This window comes from Streptomyces sp. NPDC045287, from assembly GCF_056432325.1.
In genome coordinates, this window is the sequence record NZ_JBWKJG010000049.1 from 1 (window position 1) to 1,605 (window position 1,605).

General features: G+C 68.2%; 2 protein-coding genes. Both read right to left on the reverse strand.

Annotation, left to right across the window (positions count from 1 at the left end; genetic code table 11):
• On the reverse strand, nucleotides 1–1,190 hold a 1,190-nt coding region (gene carB, locus AC07D6_RS33490; protein ID WP_479050730.1), incomplete at its 3' end, for a carbamoyl-phosphate synthase large subunit.
• A partial coding sequence (locus AC07D6_RS33495) for a glutamine amidotransferase-related protein (RefSeq protein WP_479050732.1) occupies nucleotides 1,183–1,605 on the reverse strand: 423 nt, incomplete at its 5' end. The genes carB and AC07D6_RS33495, both read right to left, overlap by 8 nt.

Genomic DNA, 1,605 nt, shown 5'->3' on the forward strand with positions numbered 1-1,605 from the left:
GTGAAGTTGCGGCCGATGGCCATGGCCTCGCCGACCGACTTCATCGTCGTGGTGAGGGTGGAGTCGGCGGAGGGGAACTTCTCGAACGCGAACCGGGGCGCCTTGACCACGACGTAGTCGAGCGTGGGCTCGAAGGACGCCGGGGTCTCCTGCGTAATGTCGTTCGGGATCTCGTCCAGCGTGTAGCCGACGGCGAGCTTCGCGGCGATCTTGGCGATCGGGAAGCCGGTCGCCTTGGAGGCGAGCGCCGAGGAGCGGGACACGCGCGGGTTCATCTCGATGACGATGACCCGGCCGTCGGCGGGGTTGACCGCGAACTGGATGTTGCAGCCGCCGGTGTCGACGCCGACCTCGCGGATGACGGCGATGCCGATGTCGCGCAGCACCTGGTACTCGCGGTCGGTGAGGGTCATCGCGGGGGCGACGGTGATGGAGTCACCGGTGTGCACGCCCATGGGGTCGAAGTTCTCGATGGAGCAGACGACCACGACGTTGTCGTGCTTGTCGCGCATCAGCTCCAGCTCGTACTCCTTCCAGCCGAGGATGGACTCCTCCAGGAGCACCTCGGTGGTCGGGGAGAGCGTGAGGCCCTGGCCGGCGATGCGGCGCAGCTCCTCCTCGTCGTGCGCGAAGCCGGAGCCGGCGCCGCCCATGGTGAAGGAGGGGCGGACGACGACCGGGTAGCCGCCGAGCTGCTCGACACCGGCGAGCACCTCGTCCATGGTGTGGCAGATGACCGAGCGGGCGGACTCGCCGTGTCCGATCTTCTTGCGGACCTCCTCCACGACCTCCTTGAACTGCTCGCGGTCCTCGCCCTTGTGGATGGCCTCGACGTTGGCGCCGATCAGCTCGACGCCGTACTTCTCGAGGACACCGTTCTCGTGCAGGGAGATCGCGGTGTTCAGGGCCGTCTGGCCGCCCAGGGTGGGCAGGAGCGCGTCGGGGCGCTCCTTGGCGATGATCTTCTCGACGAACTCGGGGGTGATCGGCTCGACGTAGGTGGCGTCGGCGATCTCCGGGTCGGTCATGATCGTCGCCGGGTTGGAGTTGACGAGGATGACGCGCAGGCCCTCGGCCTTGAGGACCCGGCACGCCTGGGTGCCCGAATAGTCGAACTCGGCGGCCTGCCCGATGACGATCGGACCGGAGCCGATGACCAGGACGGACTGAATGTCGGTGCGCTTAGGCACGCTCGGCCTCCATCAGGGAAACGAAGCGGTCGAACAGGTATGCGGCGTCGTGGGGGCCCGCGGCCGCTTCGGGGTGGTACTGGACGCTGAAGGCCGGCTGGTCGAGCAGCTGGAGGCCCTCCACCACGTTGTCGTTGAGGCAGACGTGGGAGACCTCGGCGCGGCCGTAGGGGGTGTCGGACACCTTGTCGAGCGGGGCGTCGACGGCGAAGCCGTGGTTGTGCGCGGTCACCTCGACCTTGCCGGTGGTGCGGTCCTGCACGGGCTGGTTGATGCCGCGGTGGCCGTACTTGAGCTTGTAGGTGCCAAAGCCCAGCGCGCGGCCCAGGATCTGGTTGCCGAAGCAGATGCCGAACAGCGGCGTCCTGCGCTCCAGCACCGCACGCATCAGCGCCACCGGGTGGTCGGCGGTGGC